General features: G+C 67.6%; 15 protein-coding genes, 2 tRNA genes and 1 pseudogene. 6 read left to right on the top strand and 12 right to left on the bottom strand.

Translation table 11 applies throughout. The annotated features are described in order from the left end of the window. The 5 genes from BN1056_RS10730 to BN1056_RS10710 form a co-directional block, all read right to left on the bottom strand. A partial coding sequence (locus tag BN1056_RS10730; RefSeq protein WP_210581092.1) for a hypothetical protein occupies positions 1–1246 on the bottom strand: 1246 nt, incomplete at its 3' end. Continuing rightward, on the bottom strand, positions 1243–2067 hold the full coding sequence (locus BN1056_RS10725; protein WP_210581090.1) for a hypothetical protein: 825 nt from the start codon (positions 2065–2067) through the stop codon (positions 1243–1245). The genes BN1056_RS10725 and BN1056_RS10730, both read right to left, overlap by 4 nt. Before the next feature lie 108 nt (positions 2068–2175). Continuing rightward, the gene (locus BN1056_RS10720) at positions 2176–3207 is read right to left on the bottom strand and encodes a C40 family peptidase (RefSeq protein WP_210581088.1); all 1032 of its coding nucleotides are present in this window, start codon (positions 3205–3207) and stop codon (positions 2176–2178) included. Positions 3208–3365: 158 nt separating this feature from the next. Next, the gene (locus BN1056_RS10715; RefSeq protein WP_210581086.1) at positions 3366–3938 is read right to left on the bottom strand and encodes a hypothetical protein; all 573 of its coding nucleotides are present in this window, start codon (positions 3936–3938) and stop codon (positions 3366–3368) included. Positions 3939–4234: 296 nt separating this feature from the next. Further along, complete coding sequence (locus BN1056_RS10710; protein WP_210581084.1) at positions 4235–4714, bottom strand: hypothetical protein; 480 nt, start codon at positions 4712–4714, stop codon at positions 4235–4237. A gap of 986 nt (positions 4715–5700) precedes the next feature. Here BN1056_RS10710 and BN1056_RS10705 point away from each other — a divergent pair. Together BN1056_RS10705 and BN1056_RS10700 are read left to right on the top strand one after the other, a co-directional pair. After that, a complete protein-coding gene (locus BN1056_RS10705) occupies positions 5701–6051 on the top strand; it encodes a hypothetical protein (RefSeq protein ID WP_136192950.1) in 351 nt (116 codons plus the stop codon). Between the two features lie 45 nt (positions 6052–6096). Next, positions 6097–6354 carry a hypothetical protein gene (locus BN1056_RS10700; RefSeq protein WP_136192949.1) on the top strand — a complete coding sequence of 86 codons (258 nt, stop codon included), beginning with the start codon at positions 6097–6099 and terminating at the stop codon, positions 6352–6354. Positions 6355–6377: 23 nt separating this feature from the next. On the opposite strand, the gene BN1056_RS10695 is transcribed toward BN1056_RS10700, so the two are convergent. Then, positions 6378–6641 (bottom strand): helix-turn-helix domain-containing protein, encoded by a 264-nt coding sequence (locus tag BN1056_RS10695; protein ID WP_210581082.1) that lies wholly within the window; start codon positions 6639–6641, stop codon positions 6378–6380. On the opposite strand from BN1056_RS10695, the pseudogene BN1056_RS15100 reads away from it, so the two are divergent. Next, positions 6640–6984: pseudogene (locus tag BN1056_RS15100) on the top strand (helix-turn-helix domain-containing protein); the annotation flags it as partial. The gene BN1056_RS10695 and the pseudogene BN1056_RS15100 overlap by 2 nt on opposite strands. A gap of 25 nt (positions 6985–7009) precedes the next feature. Here the strand turns inward: BN1056_RS15100 and BN1056_RS10685 are convergent. After that, a tRNA-Lys gene (locus BN1056_RS10685) sits at positions 7010–7083 on the bottom strand. A 292-nt stretch (positions 7084–7375) separates the two neighbouring features. Between BN1056_RS10685 and BN1056_RS10680 the strand changes: the two genes are divergently transcribed. The 3 genes from BN1056_RS10680 (at position 7376) to BN1056_RS10670 (ending at position 11874) form a co-directional block, all read left to right on the top strand. Continuing rightward, positions 7376–8065 (top strand): hypothetical protein, encoded by a 690-nt coding sequence (locus BN1056_RS10680; RefSeq protein ID WP_210581080.1) that lies wholly within the window; start codon positions 7376–7378, stop codon positions 8063–8065. 146 nt (positions 8066–8211) lie between these two features. Further along, on the top strand, positions 8212–10836 hold the full coding sequence (locus tag BN1056_RS10675; protein WP_210581077.1) for an RNA degradosome polyphosphate kinase: 2625 nt from the start codon (positions 8212–8214) through the stop codon (positions 10834–10836). An 18-nt stretch (positions 10837–10854) separates the two neighbouring features. Next, a complete protein-coding gene (locus tag BN1056_RS10670; protein WP_210581076.1) occupies positions 10855–11874 on the top strand; it encodes an NUDIX hydrolase in 1020 nt (339 codons plus the stop codon). A 267-nt stretch (positions 11875–12141) separates the two neighbouring features. Here the strand turns inward: BN1056_RS10670 and BN1056_RS10665 are convergent, their stop codons facing one another. The 5 genes from BN1056_RS10665 to BN1056_RS10645 form a co-directional block, all read right to left on the bottom strand. After that, positions 12142–12876, bottom strand: a complete 735-nt coding sequence (locus BN1056_RS10665; protein WP_210581074.1) for a hypothetical protein — start codon at positions 12874–12876, stop codon at positions 12142–12144. After that, a complete protein-coding gene (locus tag BN1056_RS10660) occupies positions 12866–13084 on the bottom strand; it encodes a hypothetical protein (protein WP_073331036.1) in 219 nt (72 codons plus the stop codon). The genes BN1056_RS10665 and BN1056_RS10660 overlap by 11 nt, the downstream gene beginning before the upstream one ends. Positions 13085–13368: 284 nt before the next feature. Then, positions 13369–13442 (bottom strand) — tRNA-Pro (locus BN1056_RS10655). 129 nt (positions 13443–13571) lie between these two features. Beyond that, positions 13572–14537 carry a metallophosphoesterase gene (locus BN1056_RS10650; RefSeq protein WP_210581072.1) on the bottom strand — a complete coding sequence of 322 codons (966 nt, stop codon included), beginning with the start codon at positions 14535–14537 and terminating at the stop codon, positions 13572–13574. A 1-nt stretch (position 14538) separates the two neighbouring features. Beyond that, complete coding sequence (locus tag BN1056_RS10645) at positions 14539–16734, bottom strand: transglycosylase domain-containing protein (protein WP_210581069.1); 2196 nt, start codon at positions 16732–16734, stop codon at positions 14539–14541. Between the last annotated feature and the right edge of the window lie 104 nt (positions 16735–16838).

Below are 16838 nucleotides of genomic sequence, written 5' to 3'. Positions count from 1 at the left end.
CACCCAGGCCCTCAGCGGAGAAGTCCCCAATGCGGTCCGTCAGGATCGTCAGCCCCAGCCCCAACACGATCAGCACGCCGAGCTTGGACACGACCAGCGCCAGCAGCCAGGAGATCACCTGCCGTGGCCACCGACGCGACGTGCGCGCCGCCAGCCCGCTCATCGCCATCGGCAAAATCACCGTGCACGCATACAGGCTCAGCTCACGCAGCACCAGCGTGATGATCAGCCCGATGCCGGCGATAATCACGCAGACCGCGAAAATGATGAAGATCAGCGTCAGAATCACCGACGCGGCGCCCAGGCCCATCGTGGCCGCCACCGCAGCCAAAGTCGCCGGCGACCACAAGTCGGTGATCGCCGACGCGAGGTCGGTAACCTGGGTCTCCAGGTCCCCGGCCATCGCCACGCACAGGTAGTCAACCGCCGAGCTGATAGCAGCAATGATCGGGATCGCGACCATCGTGCCCGCCGTCGCCGCCGTCGCACCCACACCAGCCTGCCGCACCCCCTGCAGCGGTCGACCACGCACCGCAGACGACGCAAGCTGCCAAAACGCGAGTAGCAGTGTCAGAGGTATCGCAATCGCGAAAACCCGCCCCGCCCACTTGTAAACGAACTCCGCATCCAAATCAGCAGACGTCAAGCTGAAAGCGAACTGCACCAACGCCGCCAACAGCCATGCAGCGGCCGATCCGAGCGTGCCCGCAAGCCAGTCAGCTACAGCACCCATCACCGCCTCAATGGCCTCCGGGATACTCATCCCGATCAGATCACCGACCGTCGCCACAACATTGCCGACATCCTCGGCAAGGTTCTGCACGCCCTCGGCCACCTCAGTGGCCTTATCGCCGACCCACGTGCCAACGTCCCGGGCAGCGTCACCAATCGCGGAACCGACATCCCGAGCCGCGTCGCTAATCGCACCGCCGACCCCACCGACCAGTTCCTCGACCTCCTCACCGCTGTCAGTGGTCTTGTTCTCGAACCGGCCCGACGGCTCTTCGTCCGCCCACTTGCCCTCAAGCGGCACGCGGTCACCGCCGGTCAAGGTCTCATCCTCGCGGGCCCTCTCGACCACACGGCCCGCCTTGCCGACGACGTCACTGACCACCACATCGTCGGCGTGTGCCGGCGCCGCCAGGCCCACACCGACCACCAGCACGAGCGGCACCAGCAGCGGCAATAGCAGCCGCCACCAGCCCCGCCCGCGCGTGGTCAGCGCCACCAGCTTCACAGTCGTCACGAGTCCTCCCCGTCGTCATCCCGCGTCTGGCCGACGATGCCGATTAGCGAGCAGTAGCCGCCGTCCGGGCAGTGCACCAGGATGTGCGTGCCAGTCGTGACCGTCCTCTTCCAGCCGGCCGTGTCGCCGACCGCCTGCATCTCGGTCGTCAGATCACCCCACACGTTGTACTGGTAGATGCCCTCCGACCTGTTCTCCACAACCTTCAGGTAGGCGTTGTCGCCGATATCGGCGTGCAGGTCCTCAGGCGACAGCGTCTCCACTTTGGTCACATCGATCGTGTCGTGCTGCCTCGCAGCCACGCGGTACTCCAACTCATCCGGATCCACGGACCTGGAGACCGCGCCCCGCAGCGCATCGTGCACCTCAGCACCCAGCGGGCCGTCAGTGCCGTCCATACCGGCCAGCATCTCCGTGGTAATCCGGTCCGCCTCAGCCAAAATATCCTCAGGCTGATACTCCGCATAGTCATACCCGGAGGCCGCCCACACCGACGCCGCAAACACAACCGGGTCCTTGGTCTTCGCGTACTGCGACTCGCCCAGCCGGGGCAGGCCGGCCCCATAATCCACACCCGTGCTGGACCGCACGTCCTGACTGTCCCCCGGAGGCGCCGACGGCAGACCCGTCGGCACACCCAGCGTCGGCTCCACCGTCGCATCAGCCGCCGGCCCATCATCCCCGCCGGCAACAGTCCGCTCCGACTCGGCCCGCTGACCAATCACCACACCCACGGCCAGCACCAGCACCACCGCCAACAGCCCCATCACCGCCTTACCCTTCCAAGTAAAGCCGTCAAAGAACCTCCTGATAGCACCCATCGGGCGCCTCCCTCCAAGTAGCTGAACTGGTCCGGCCTCACCCCCTATATGCGACAGCCCCCCGCACACACGCGGGCGGCGCCAGCCGTCAGGGAACCCAGCCGGTCACTATTCGATCACGCGGATATAGCGCGGCGCGCCGTACACGGGTATGCGCACGACGCCCTGGCTATATCCCTGCGCACCCACCAGCTCACCGTTACCTAGGTATATGGCGACGTGCCCAGGCCACCACATAATGTCCCCAGGCAGCGCCTCAGACGCCGACACCTCACGCCCCGCCGTGCGCTGCGCCTCAGACCAATGCTCCAGCTCGACACCGATCTGCCGATACGCCCCCTGCACCAGGCCCGAACAATCCCAAGAGTCACTACCCTCCGCACCCCACACGTACGAATCGCCGATCTGTTGCAAGGCGAAAGTGACCACCTTAGTGCGCTTCTCGTCCAGGCCCGCCGGCACGCCACCCAGGGCAGCCATGCCCTCCCCGCCCGTGCAATGCACCGTCGACAGCACCGACAGCAGCGACCTGGCCACCGGCTCCCACCGCGCATACGCGCTGGGGAGAGCCGACACCTGCACCGCCTGAGCCGCCGCCGCGACACTCATCGACTCCCACCCGGCAACAGAACTCAACCGGTCGTAGAAGGTCGCCGCGGACGTGGCCGGGTCCATGATCTCCTCAACCGACCCCCACCCCGCAGACGGACGCTGCTGAAACAGCCCAATGGAGTCCCAGTCCGACCCCACGCCATCATGAGGCAGCCTCATCGACTCCATCACCACCGACCGGGCCGACTCCCACGCCGACAGCGACATCACCCCACCCGAATAGGCGAAGCTGCCGTCGTTGGCCAGATTCCGCAGCCCCGACTCCGTCAACGCAGTCGCCAGCGCGATCACTTGCGCCTGCTGCCCCATCGACTGGCCTGCCTGCACCACGATCGCCGCGTTACGCACCTGGGTGGCATCCAGGGTCACCTCGGTGCCTGACGCATCCCTCGCGGTCACCGACGCCCCGCCGGTGTCACAAACGATCGATGAGCCACCCGCAGCCACCGACTGCTGCTCACCCAGCAGCGCCAGGCCGAAGAATCCTGCGATCGGAACCAATGGTGCCCCCAGCACTAGACCGAGCACGAGCACCCCCACCAGCAGCCGCCGCCCAGAGGACGAAGACGAGGCCGAGGACGACGCTGACGCAGGAGTACTCACGTCCCCTATATGCGACCGCGCCCCGCACACGCGCAGCCGCGCCGGCACCTGGCACGCAGCCGGGCGCTCCGCTGGCGTCGGCGCTATGCGGCAGCCACGTCCGCGCCGGCGATCGTCGGGGCCCCCAGCAGCACCTCAACCAGCCACGCCTCTTGCGCCGCCAACAGCTCCGCGCCGTCCCGCAGTGCCAGTGTCACCGCCGACGCCGCGCCCAGGCGCCGCGAGCCCGTAACGATGCTCATCCACGCCCCCGCCGCAGCCGGCGAGATCCCGAGCTCTCGCAGCCAGCCGCCCTCGGCGTCCGTCCGCGCCCGCGTATGCCGCCGATCTCGCTCGCCATCCACGGCCAGTTCCAGGATGCGGCACGTGCCCAGCCACGCCGGCTCAGGCCGCACCCCAAGCGCAATCAGCAGAGCCACCACCGACTCCAAGGCCGGCCCGAGATCCCACGGGTGCACCTCACCAGGCCACTCCCGATCCGCCCACGCCCACGGCAGCTCCGCCTCCGCCAACACTGACGACTGATCCAACTCCGGCCACGCCAGATCCTCCCAACCCACAACCGGGCGCAAACCAACATGCTCCACCAGCCGCCACAGATTTGAGTCCCCAGTCAGACCGCCCAGTCGATCCAGCAGCCACTCTCGCTGCAACACGCCCAGAGCGTGCCTCAAGACCCAGGCCCACACATCCGCCCCCGAATGCGCGCCAGCCCAACCGACCAGGTCCTCCGACCGCGTCAGCACCACGAGCCGCACAGCATCAGTCATCTCCTCCAAGCCCCACCGCGGAGAGTGCCAGCGCTGGGCGGTCGCCTCACACAAGCCACAGGCCACACGCCACCCAAGGACCGACTCCCAGCCCGCCGGCGCATCCAGGACAGCCGATACGGCAGCCACCAGCCCCTCCGAGGTCTCAAGCCCACCAACAGCGCCAAGCTCGTCGACGTCGATCATTGCGGCCCCCCGCTCCTGCTCCGTGACCGCTTCGCGGCCCTAGCTACACGCTGTTGTGCCCTGGCGTGCACCCTATCGCGCAGCACCGACACGTCAACACCCGTCTCAAGCAGCTCCCGAGTCGCCTGCGCCTGATCCAGCCGCGACGCATCCGGCAGCTCCGCCACCACCTGCGCCCAAGCCTCCGCCCAACGCGGATCAACGTCGCGCCGCTCCGGCTCGGCGATCGCCTCCGACCGCCGCCGCGTCGCCTCCTGACGCTCAACCTCCGACGGCCGACCGTCACCGTCCGCCCGCGGCGCAAGCGCCGGATCAACGTCGTCCCGCAGCCGCCAGGCCACGAACGAACTCATCCTGCGGATCGGCTCCGACGGCGGCGGAGCATCCATCACCCGCCGGATCTCCCCAGCAGGCCAACCGGCGCGCAGGCGCTCCACCAGCAGCCCCGCCACAAGCGCGGCGCCATCAGCGTCCATCGCCCGCATCCACGACGGCAAGCACGCCGCCAACAGCCGGCTTACATCCGACCGCGCGGAGTCATCCGCGGGGCGATGGTCGGCCTCCGCCGGCGATGCCGCCGAGCCCGCAACGGGCGCCGGCTCGGCCGAGCGAGCTTCAGGCGGTGAGGCGGCCGAGCGGGTCGCCGGCGCCGGCGGGGCCGAGGGCGCAGCCCCGGCCACACCCACTGCGCCGTGGTCGCTCGGGGGAAGATCATCCCGACCGGACCCGACCCGACCCGAATCCGCGTCGGCGTCCGCTGGTGAGATCACCTCGCTGGTCAGGTCAGGTCTGGTCTGGTTAGAAGTTACTTCCGAACGTAGTGAGGAAGTATTGGTATCCCGTAGGGATAGTGCGGCGTCTGACCGTGGCACGGTGGACCGTGCCACGGTCAGACGTGCTTCGGTGGACCGTGCCACGGTAGAGCGCCGCACGGCGGACTCCGACTTATCCCCGGAATTCTGCGGATTCTGCCCCCGTGCGGCAGATGCTGCCGCACGGGCACCTATAGGTCTTTCGTCCTGTGGAAAACCGTCCGGGCTCTCAGCCTGTGGAAAACCCTCAGAACCGCCTCCACCGGACCCCTCGCGCTCATCGATCATGCGTGCGCGATCCTCGGCATCGACATCCGCCATCGCCTCCTCACGCGACACCGGCACGTCCGAGAACACGGTCACCGTCCTCAGACGCCCCGCATAGTCCCGGATACGGAACCTGTGCCGGTATCCCGCAGCCTCAAGCTCCCCAAGAGCCCGCCGCACCGCACGCTCGCCCATGCCCCGCCCGGCAAGCGCCCTGTAACCCAGAGGCGCCCCCGGGCGCGTCGCCAGCGCCCTGGCTAGGATCCCCAGTGCGGCATAACTGATCGAGTCATCCCACACCGTCTCGTTCCGCAACGCCGTAGCGCCCTTACGAACGATGAAGTACTCACTCACAGCCCATCACCCCTGACAGGAGAAAACCCATGTACACCTGGGAGATCGCACCCGGCGCCTACAACCACCTCGTCGACGTCCTCACCGACGCCCTCAACCTCGGTGAAGCCGCCAAAATCGAACGAACCCCCCAAGGTGGCACCTTCGTAACCGCCCCCAACGAAATCGCCTCCGCCTGGGGTAGCACCCACCGCCATGACGGAGTCGAACTCAACTTCATGCAGATCTACACCCCCGGCCACGACAGCCCCGACAAGCTCGGCAACATCATCGAAACCGCACTCAACTGGCGCAGCCACATCGTCATCACCGCCGACACCGACGAAGAAGGCATCACACAGTGGGTCGTCCAACACCCCGAACCCCACCCCGAAGCCTGAACCCAGACCGCCGGCAGAGCTAACCCCACGAACGGAGCAGTACCCATGGCCACTTTCACCATCCACGCCGACGGCCAGGCCTGGCGTGTCGACGAAGAATTCCTCAAAGACACCTACGACGGGCTCGACGAGATCCAACGCCGCGGCTACGGCGTCCTGTGGTTCCCCGACGCCGACGGCAACGAAACCTTCCTCTACCTTGGAAGACACACCCCCGTAGCCATCACCTTCAACAGCCGCCAGATGGCAGCCGCCGCATACGCCGACCTCATACGCAACCAAGAGGAATCCAGCAACGACTGAACCCCGGTCCGACACCGCAGCGCTCACCATGGCAACTTGTCCTGCCCCGGAAGCTCAGGCGACGACGGCGGATCAGGCGCGATCGTCGCCGGCTGCAGCAGCGCTTCAATGTCCGAACGCCGGAAACGGAATCGTCCGTTCGGCAGGATGATCGCCGGAACCTTCCCGCGCCGAGCCCACCGACGCAAGGTTTGTGGCTGGCAGTCAGGTATGAGTGCTGCGGCCTCTGTGCTCGTCAGCAACTCAGGCGCAAGATCGGCCCGATCGGGCATCTTTTGATCGCTCATGTGTGCAAATATTGCACTGACCGTTTGGCGGGTCAAGTGTTCATGCGTGCATGTTCTGAACAGTTGGTGCTACACTGTGACCATGGCAGCCAGTCCAGCAGCACCCGCCCCGGCAGGTGCCATGACCTTCAACGAGGCTCTAGGCTTCACGGTGAATCAGTACCTCTTCGCGCATCGCATTACGCGCGAAGAGCTCGGTAAGTTGCTCGGTGTCAGCCGGACCGTGGCAGGTAAGAAGATCCGCGGTCAGGTCGGATGGACCGCCGAGGATGTTGCCGTTGTCGCCGCGCGTTTTGGAATCAGCGTCGACTCGCTGCTTCCTCGCAGAAGCGAGGGCGTCGCAGCCGGATCGGTGCCAGCAGCGTTCGTGCCCCCCGTGGGGCTCGAACCCACGACCTTCGGATTAAAAGTCCGCAGCTCTGACCAACTGAGCTAGAGGGGCGTGCCCCCGGCCGGGAGTAGAACCCTGACGCGGTCGGCGCCGTCAGCATAGCCGATTCCGCAGCCACCCCCTGCCGGTGGGCCATGCGTGCGCGATCGGTTCCAGGAAGCGCCTGCGGCAGGCATGCGGGCTGCCCGTGCGTGCGTTGTTCACCACGCGCGCCGAGTGCCACTCACGCTTCCGCTCACCCATGCGGGACAATGCCACCAGCAACGCGAACCGGGTCACTCGCCGTCGACGCGCCGCCGAAACGGCCAACCCGGCAAACACCCGCGGATCACAAGGAGTTCCTATGGCTCGCCAGTTCCATCGCCCCGCCCGACTCGACCCCGAAGCGGCCGAGAACATCGAGGGCAGCGACGACCCCGCCGTCGCCTCCGAACTCGCCCACCGCGCCGCCCAGGCCCTGATCGGCGGCTTCCCCGAGGACGCACCCGAGACCGACGCCCCCGTCGAGCTGATCACCCGCGCCGGCGTGGTAGCCGCCGTCGCCGGCCACGGAGTCGACGCCGTAGCCGAGCTGTGGGCGGACTCCCCGGCAACCACCCTCCCGGGCACGCTCTGGCGGCTATTCCTCGTGCGCGAGTGGATCCGCCGCGACCCGGAGCTGGTTGAGCGGCGCTACGCCACCGTCGTGGACCTGACCACCATTACCAGCGAAGCCGCGGCCGCCGCCGCGCGCGTCCGCCTCGACGCGGCCCTGGTCGATGCCCGCCCGGCCCCCGCCCCGGAGGATGTACGTGCTGCCCTGGACGACGTCCTCGCGGGCGGCCTTGCGGGTTCCGTGCCCGCGCTCGTACCCATCCTGACCACCACGTCCGGCTTCCTGCGGGCCCTGGCCACCGGCTCTAGCCCGGTCTGGATCGACGACGACGCCGACGAGCTGGCACACCGCGTCACCCGCCGCGATTCCGCGCTGCTGGCCACCGCGGACGAACTGGCCGAGGCGGCCCGCCGTGCCGACGTCGGTCTGCTGGACTGAGATTGCCCGACATTGTGCGGGCCGGCCCGAGCTTCTCGTGCAGCCGCCTGCCGCAGATCCCGGCACCGGGCGTCGGCGCGTTCCGCACGGGGTTCATCGGCGCGGTTCACGGCCCGCTACCGGCCTAGACGTGGGACGATTTCCCCATGACGACGCCCGACCCCGAAGCGACCCCCTCCACGAACTCCGCGCCGCTGGCCTCCTTCCTGGGCGGCTGGGCGCGTGCGCAGGCCCGGCATGCCGCCGACCCGGGTTCCTCTCCGGTCAGTCCCGAGGAGGCCGATACGCTCGCCGCGGCCTCGGCGCCGTCTGCGGATGCGGGCGACGCCGAGGCATTGCCCCAGGACGACCTGGACATCATTGAGGATCACGTCATTGAGGCGGCCGATCCTCGCGACTTCGTCGACGATGACGCCGGCCCCCAGTACGAGGACGAGGACTTCGACGAGGATGCCCCCGGTAACGCGGGCGCGGACTGCGAAGACCCCAAGAGCACCCCGGTCTCGCCCCCCGACGCCAACGAGCAGACCGGCTTCTTCGACGCCGCGGATCCCACGCCGCGGCCCGAGGCCGAGCCCACCACCGCACACACCGCCGTGGATGCCGCGGTCGGACCGGATGACTCCGGTGACGCCGTCGTCGACGACCCTGAAGCCGACCTGCCGCCGCTGGACTCCTTCACCGACCGCTTCACCGACCGTGAACTCACCTGGCTGGACTTCAACCAGCGGGTCCTGGAGCAGGCTGAGGACCAAGACCTGCAGCTGCTGGAGCGCGCCTGGTTCACCGCGATCTTCTCCTCCAACCTGGACGAGTTCTACATGGTGCGTGTGGCCGGGTTGATGCGCCGCATCAAGGCCGGCATCACACCCGTGCGTGCCTCCGGCCTGGATGCCCACCAGGTCGTTGCCGCCATCACCGAGCGGACCAAGGAGCTCATGGCCAGGCAGGCGGCCCTGTTCCAGGATGACATCCGTCCCAAGCTCGCCGAGCACAACATTGAGATCCTCGACTGGGAACAGCTTGAGCCCGAGCAGGCCGAGAAGATCACTCGCTACTTCCGTCACCAGATCTTCCCCGTGCTCACTCCGCTGGCCGTGGACCCCTCTCACCCCTTCCCCTATATCTCCGGCCTGTCACTGAACCTGGCGGTGTTGCTGCGCAACCCCCGCTCCGGCAAGGAGCACTTCGCCCGCGTCAAGGTGCCGCAGTCGCTGCCGCGCCTGATCACCGTGCCCGGGCGGGAGCTAGACCCCAAGAACAAGCAGGCCGGCACCGCCTTCATCCCGATTGAGATCGTCATCGCCCGGCACCTGGACCACCTGTTCCCGGGGATGGACATCCTCGAGCACCACCTGTTCCGGGTGACCCGCAACGAGAACCTCGAGGTGGAGGAGGACGACGCCGAGAACCTCCTGACCGCCATGGAGAAGGAGCTGGAGCGCCGTCGCTTCGGCGCCAGTGTGCGCCTTGAGGTGGAGGACACCATCAGCCCCTTCGTGCGCCGCTACCTGGTGCGCGCCCTGAACCTGCACGACGACGACGTCTTCGAGCTGCCGGCGCCGCTGGACCTGACCAGCCTCAACCAGCTGCACGACCTGGACCTCCCCGAGCTGAAGTACCCGCGGTTCGTGCCGGTGACCGCCGCCGGCCTGGCCCCCCAGGAGTCCAGCACTCCGGGGGACATCTTCGCGGCCATGCGCGAGCACGACGTGCTGCTGCACCACCCCTATGACTCCTTCTCCACCTCCGTGCAGGAGTTCGTCTCGCAGGCGGCGGCCGACCCCAAGGTGCTGGCCATCAAGCAGACCCTGTACCGCACCAGCGGCGACTCCCCGATCGTCGACGCCCTGATTGAGGCCGCCGAGGCCGGCAAGCAGGTGGTGGCGATCGTGGAGATCAAGGCCCGGTTCGATGAGGAGAACAACATCTCCTGGGCCCGCAAGCTGGAGCGCGCCGGCGTGCACGTCGTCTACGGCATGGTCGGGCTCAAGACCCATTGCAAGCTGCTGCTGGTGGTGCGCCAGGAGTCCGATGGTCTGCGCCGCTACTGCCACGTCGGCACCGGGAACTACCACCCGAAGACCGCCCGCGGATACGAGGACCTGGGCCTGCTCACTTGCGACCGCGACGTCGCCCAGGACCTGACCACCCTGTTCAACCAGCTGTCCGGCTACGCTCCGCGCGCCCGCTTCCGCCGCCTGCTGGTGGCGCCCCGTACCGTGCGCGACGGGCTCATCGAACGTATCGAACGCGAGATCGCCAACAAGCGGGCCGGTAAGCCCGCCTGGATCCGCATCAAGGTCAACTCGATCATCGACGAGGCCTGCATCGACGCCCTGTACCGGGCCAGCCGGGCCGGCGTCGACGTCGACATCGTGGTGCGCGGCATCTGCGGCTTGCGTGCCGGCGTGCCCGGGCTCAGCGACAACATCCGGGTCCGCTCGATCCTGGGCCGCTACCTGGAGCACTCCCGCATTTACGCCTTCTGCAACGACGGCGAGACCGACCTGTTCATCGGCTCGGCGGACCTGATGCACCGCAATCTCGACCGCCGCGTGGAGGCGTTGGTGCGCATCACCGACCCGGTGATGATCGCCCAGCTCGAGTGGCTGGTCACCCACGCCGCCTCCGACGCGGTCTCCTCCTGGTGGCTGGAGCCCGATGGCAGCTGGACCCGGCACACCCACGACGCCGAGGGCAATCGGCTGGAGGATATCCAGACCACGCTCATGACCCGGGCGCGCTCGCGTCTGCGGAGCGGGCACTGACAGCGGGAATCACCGGAAATGGCAGATAAGTCCAAAACAGAAGCGGTGATCCGGGCGGCGGGTGCCCTGGTGTGGCGTGAGACGAACGGACACCTGGAGATTCTTCTGGTGCACCGCCCCCGCTACGACGACTGGTCCTTCCCCAAGGGCAAGGTGGAGTCGGGGGAGTCGGTGCGCACCTGCGCGGTGCGCGAGGTGGCCGAGGAGACCGGTATCCAGATCGCCCTCGGGCAGCCGCTGGACACGGTGCGCTACAAGCTGCCCGACGGCGCCCGCAAGGAGGTCCGCTACTGGGCCGGTCGCGAGCTCCCCGACGACTCTCCGGCCCTGCGCGCCCGCACACCGGTGAGCCCGGCCGATGCGGCGGAGATCGACGACGTCGAGTGGGTGCGCTCGAAGAAGGCCCGCACGTTGCTCACTCACCCGGCTGACCGGGATCTGCTCGGCTCCTTGGTGGACCTGTGGGAGGACGGCAAGCTCGACACCTGGACCTTCGTACTGGTGCGCCACGCACGCGCGGTCAAGCGCTCGGTGTGGAACCGGCCCAAGGAGCGGGACGCGGAGACCGACGAGGCGACCCGTCCGCTGACCAAGGACCAGGGGGAGGTGCGCGCCCGGGCGCTGGTGCCGGTGCTGGCCGCCTACGGCGTCGCCCAGGTGATCACCAGCCCGTGGCGGCGCTGCTTCGACACCGTTGCCCCGTACACGCAGGCGGCCGGCCTGGAGCTGGTGACCGAGCCGGCGCTGACGGAGGCGGCGCACGCCGCCAAGCCGAAGGCCGCCCGCAAGGTGGTTTCCAAGGTGTTGCGTCGGCGCGACGTGCCGGTGGCCGTGTGCACGCACCGCCCGGTGCTGCCGACCGTCATGGAGGCGATCTCGGACTATGCACCCGGCAAGCTGCTGCGCTCGGTTCCGGACCGGGACCCGTGGCTGAAGACCGGGGAGATCATGGTGGTGCACATGGCGCGCCGTCCGCGCGGCAAGATCCGCGCCGTGGCCATTGAGAAGCAGCGCCCGGTGCTTTCCGAGGGCCGCTGACGGCGTCCTGCTCTGCACGGTATCGGTGCCGTCTAAGGGACGTCGGGCCGGAGAGCGCCAGTCGGCGCGATGGCCGCTCGTGGCGGCTTATGTTGGAGCCCGGGGCCCGTCGCGGCCCGACGTCGCGACCAGGGTAGTACACGCGGCTCGGCTCCCGGCGCGTGTCCGCCCGCCGCGGACGTCGAGAAGCCCTCGCCCTTCCGGCGATGGTGGATGGGTCTCGTAGAGCATAGGAATCGGGGACCGCAGTACCTCAGCTGAGTTAGATCAGTAACGATAAAGCCAGTCAGGCAAGGCCGGCTTGGGCTCGTATCCATCCGGTGGGGTGACACTCCACCCAAGGCCACGGAGAACATCTGCGGCGGTATCTTGCGACGATGCAACGATGGACTTGGTTTGTTCCAGTCGCCAGTCAGCGCGAGCCTGCGTCAGGGCTTCCATCGCATTGGGCGTGTGATCCACACCGAGGTCCTGAATCGTCATTATCAGGAAGTCTTCCAGCGTAGGCCGCAGCCGCGGACCGCCAGCGGGAAAGTGGACGTCAGAGACGTGCGGTGTTTTGTCAGCGGCACCGCGGCGGCGGACAGCGCGTCGTTGGCTGCCCTTCCCATCCCGAGTCATCAGGAACGTCCAGGCATCCCTGTGGGCGTGTACGTGAAGGTGGGAACAAGGAAGGTTCCCTGCCGGGTGATGCTCGTAGTCAAGGCGGACAAGCCATTCCCCGCCACCGTGTGGGCGCAAGCCGAACTGTGACCGCTCGATGAGCATGTACGGATGCTTCTGAGACAACGTGCATTGGAAAGAGACCGTGAGGTCAAGCAGGCATCTACCACCTATGGTCAGGTTGATTGCGGCCTCGTCTTCAGGGCGGACGGTGGCGAACCACGGATCATCGCCAGCAACGTTGACCTGAAACTCGGGAGCTTCCACGGTCACCGCCCGTACCGTGTGAGTCAGGCCGTTGGCAAACCGTAAGGTCTGCTCGTCGACGCTATCGGTCATGCTCTAGTAAGAACAACACGTCATGGTAGGCACCGAATAGCCGCAGGTCTTCCGAGGGGTAGTCTCCGGTGTACTCCTGGGCAAGCGCCGCGTCCAGGCTGCCGAAACGGCGCTCTAATTCATTGACGATGTCTCGTTTGCGGGCCTCTAGCTCCGGGCGTGTAAAGTGTTTTACCACGCCGCGAGGCGGCGCAACTGCAGTGCTCACAGTACATCCCTCCTTTGTGCGGGATTCGCGCGGCGCGCCTTCCCCTCAAGTATCCAAGGCGTGTCAACCCCTCGCTCGCTGCTGCGAACGACGAACGGCCGCCGCCCGCCTGGGCAACGACCGTTTGTAGGGGTATTCGGCCTGGCGGCCTTGTTACCCCTTCCTCCTCGGACGCCTCACGAGCAAGCTCGCGGGCGTCCTCGTCGTCGGGGTATTCGGCCTGACGGCCTCTTACTCCCTCCTCTGCGAAGATCTCATGAGCAAGCTCATGGATCTTCTTATCGTCGGGGTGGCGGGATTTGAACCCACGACCTCTTCGTCCCGAACGAAGCGCGCTACCAAACTGCGCCACACCCCGTGTGCGGCACGACTATAGCCGCCGTCGCGCCGGTGGGGGAAATCGTGTCTCTGAGGGGTCGGTCACCTGTCGCGCTACGGGAGGGCAGGATCACAGGTTCCGCGACTGTCCTTTGAAGGCGCCGGGGCCCTAGCCGGCGGGGCGCAGCGTCAGCAGCGTTGCCTCCGGGCGACAGGCCACGCGCACCGGTGTGTATGGGCTGGTGCCCAGGCCGGCGGACACATGCAGAAACATGGCGTCGGCCTCCCGGTCCCCGGGGCGGGCGTCCGGCCAGTGGGACAGGCCCGAGGCGCGGCGGCGGTCCAGGTCGCAGTTGGTCACCAGCGCCCCGTAGCCGGGCAGGCACAACTGCCCGCCGTGGGTGTGTCCGGCGAAGGCCAGTTCCACGCCGTCTGCCACCATGGCGTCCAGAACCCGTCGGTAGGGGGCGTGCGTCAGTCCCAACCGCAGTGGTCTGCCACTGCGGTCGAGGACCGGCTCACCGTCGTCGGCGCCCGGGACCACCAGGGCGGGTGGTGGGAAGGCGTCCCGATCCACATGCGGATCATCCACCCCGACCAGCTCGATGCGGCGGCCGCCGACGTCGAGAGCGCCGCGGGCATTGCTCAGGTCGACCCAGCCGACGCCTGTCTGCAGGTCGCGAACCTCCCGCCAGGGGAGCGGCTCGACGGCGGCCTCCTGCTCAGGGTCATCGCCCGAGCGCGGATCGCGGCGCAGATAGCGAGTGGGCAGCTTGAACACCGTGGTGCGGTAGTCGTGGTCGCCCAAGACGAAGGCGCCCGGCAGGTGCGCGAAGGGCTCCAGGGCCCGGCTGAGCGGCTCCAGGCCGCTGGCGAAGGACAGGTTGTCGCCGGTGTTGACGACGACGTCGGGGCGGGCTTCCGCCAGGCCGCGCACCCAGGCCACACGTGCCTCGGTGTGATCGGTCAGGTGCAAGTCCGACAGGTGCAGGATCGTCAGCGGACGCTGGCCGGCCGCCAGCAGGGGCACGTCCACCCGGCGCAGCACCGGCAGGCGAGCCTCGATCAGGGCATAACCGAGTAAGCCGGCGCCGGCGGCCAGGCCGCCGAGTACGGCGTTACGAGCCGTGGGCATATCAGTCCTCGTCGTCGGAGTCGTCGCCGTCGTCCTGGGCCTCGGCCGAGGACTGCTGCTCCTGGTCGCCGTCGTCCGAGTTGCTGGTCGTCGGTGCCCCCGCGCCCAGGCTCACCTGGTTGAAGGCTTCCACCGGTTCGCCGGCCAGGGCGGCGTCCATGTAGGTCTTGAACATGGGTGCGGGCAGGTCGGCGCCGTACATGGTGGCGTAGTAGCGTCCGCCGATGTACTGCCGGTTCATCGCGTAGTAGCCGTCGGAGTGACCGACCCAGATAGCGGTGGCCAGCTGCGGGGTATAGCCGATGAACCAGGCGTTGTCCATCAAGTCGGTAGTGCCGGTCTTTCCGGCCGCCGGGCGCCCGCTCAGGGCGGCCCCAGGGCCGGTGCCCTTACTGGTCAGCACCGACTGGAGCGTGAGCGTCACCTGGTCCGCCGCGGTGGCGCTCATGACCTGGCTGCAACTGGCCGACGGAGTGCTCATCTCATTGCCGTCGGCGTCGATGATCGAGTCAATGGCGACGGGGGTGCAGTACACGCCGTGGGCGGCGAAGGTCGCATAGGCGTTGGCCATGGACACCGGGGTGGTCTCGGTGCCGCCGAGTACCACGGACGGGTAGGGGTCGACCGGATCCCCGTTGGCCTTGGTCACGCCCATGTCGGCCGCCAACTGGGTCACGGAGCACACGTCCATCTGCGCCAGCATCTCCGCGTAGCCGACGTTGATCGACATGGCGGTGTCCTCAATTACCGTGTGTCGGCCGTTCTCGCTGGCGTCGGCATTCTTGGGTGCCCATGCCTCCGGGTGAAGATCAGGGTCGCAGGAGATGGTCCAGTCGGAGGAGTAGAAGGTGCGCGGGGTGGTGTTCGTGACCGTGTATCCGGAGCGGCCCTCCTGGTACCACTGGGCCAAGGCGAAGGTCTTGAAGGCCGACCCCGGCTGGAAGCCGTTCGACTCCATGCCGCCGTGCAGGTAATCCGCCGAGTAGGAGATCTGGGTGGCGGTGGGGTCGGAGCCGGTGGCGTCGCCGTAGTTGGTGTTCTGCGCCATGGCGAGGATCCGGCCGGTGCCCGGCTCGATCGACACCAGGGCGGATTTGACGTTCGACGGGTCGCCGGTGGGCACGTAGGCCTGGATCGTGTCGTTGGCGTTCTTCTGCTTGGCGGGGTCCAGCGTGGTGGTGATCTCCAGGCCGCCGCGCAGCAGTAGCTGGCGGCGTTCTGCCTCGGTGTCGCCGAAAATGTCCGAGTTCTCGATCTCCCCCACCACGTACTCACAGAAGTAGGCGGCCGAGCCCGCGGCCCCACAGCCTCCCACGGAGTCTGTGACGTCGAGCATGTCGGCGATCTGGGTGTCCAGGCCCGCCTGGTACTCGTCGGCGGTGATGAACTCCTCCTCGTACATCTTCTGCAACACCCAGTCCATGCGGCTCTTGGCCTTGTCCGGGTACTGGACCGGGTCGTACATGCCGGGGGCGTTGGTCAGGCCGGCCAGCAGCGCGGCCTCGGGTACCGAAAGGTCCTTGGCCGAGTGGGAGAAGTAGTGCTGCGCGGAGGCCTCGACCCCGTAGGTGGACGGACCGAAGGAAGCGATGTTGAGGTAGCCCTCGAGGATCTGCTGCTTGGAGTACTTCTGCTCCAGGGTGAGGGCGTACTTGATCTCTCGCAGCTTGCGGGCCGCGGTCGGGGCCTTGGCGGCGGCGATGGCGGCGTCGTCGTCGTTCTGCAGCCCCGCCTCGACCAGGACGTTGCGGACGTACTGCTGGGTGAGTGTGGAGGCGCCCTGTGAGCCGCCGTTGGCGTTCGAGACTACGGCGCGGACAATGCCGGCCGGGTCGACGCCCTTGTGCTGGTAGAAGCGCTGGTCCTCAACCGCCACGATGGCGTTGCGCATATTCGGGGAGATGTCGTCCAGGGAGACGACGATGCGGTTCTCGGCGTAGAACTGGGCGATCTGACTGCCGTCGGAGGCCTTGATCACCGAGACCTGGCTGGGCTCGAGGACGTTGAAGTCGTCGGGCAGCTCGTCGAAGAGCTGGGCGGAGGCGTTGGTGATTGCGGAGGCGACGCCGACGGCGGGCATGGCGAAGCCCGCCGCCAGTACTCCGCCTGCGCCGGACAGCAGCAGGAAGACCAGCAGCATCGCCACGACCTGGGCAGGGGACGACAAGGACCTGCCGTGGGAGGAAGACTTCGACATGGTGCCCACACTACGGCGAAATGGCGTGTTTGTGCACCGGGCCACGGCGAACGGCGGCTGGAAAACGCCTTAGAGGTGCCGGTGCGTAGTGGTGGTGTGGCCGA

Origin of the sequence: Actinomyces succiniciruminis, assembly GCF_900002405.1 — a bacterium.
Lineage (GTDB): Bacteria > Actinomycetota > Actinomycetes > Actinomycetales > Actinomycetaceae > Actinomyces > Actinomyces succiniciruminis.
Note: the sequence above shows the minus strand (reverse complement) of the source record. Positions and strands in the feature narration are given on the sequence as shown.